The sequence below is a fragment of the Oleiphilus sp. HI0132 genome (assembly GCF_001635845.1).
Genome location: NZ_LWGJ01000043.1, coordinates 1 through 521 on the forward strand (window position 1 = coordinate 1; position 521 = coordinate 521).

Below are 521 nucleotides of genomic sequence, written 5' to 3' on the forward strand. Positions count from 1 at the left end.
AGGCTGCTCTTCAGGTTATTACTTGGGGAGAGCATTAAGAAGTCATTGGTTACCCCAGTTCTTGCAAAATGCCGGAACACTGACGTTTATGTTGGGTATCTTCGCATTTTCTAACTTTTTGGTTCACGAGTCGGGTCTTTTGACAGTGACCATTATGGGGATCTGGCTGGCGAACATGAAAGGTGTGCCGGTTGAAGATATTCTCGAATTCAAAGAGTCGCTCAGTGTTCTTCTGATCTCGGCACTATTTATATTGCTTGCGGCAAGAATGGATCTGAGTATGGCTACTGCTTTGGGCTGGAATGCTCTGTGGGTAATTCTCATACTAATGCTGGTGGCCAGGCCTCTTTCGGTTTGGTTAGCCGCGGTCAAAACAGACTTGAGCTGGCAGGAGAAAACCTTTTTAGGCTGGGTTGCGCCAAGAGGCATTGTCGCTGCGGCGGTGTCAGCGTTATTTGCTTTTAAACTGGAGCAAGCAGGGCATGCCGATGCGGGTGCCTTAGTTCCGATGGTGTTTTTGG

Annotated in this window: 1 protein-coding gene; it reads left to right on the forward strand. The window is 48.4% G+C overall.

Going from position 1 to position 521, the window contains the following annotated elements:
• Positions 1-22: 22 nt before the first annotated feature.
• On the forward strand, positions 23-521 hold a 499-nt coding region (locus A3766_RS00705; RefSeq protein ID WP_231882801.1), incomplete at its 3' end, for a cation:proton antiporter.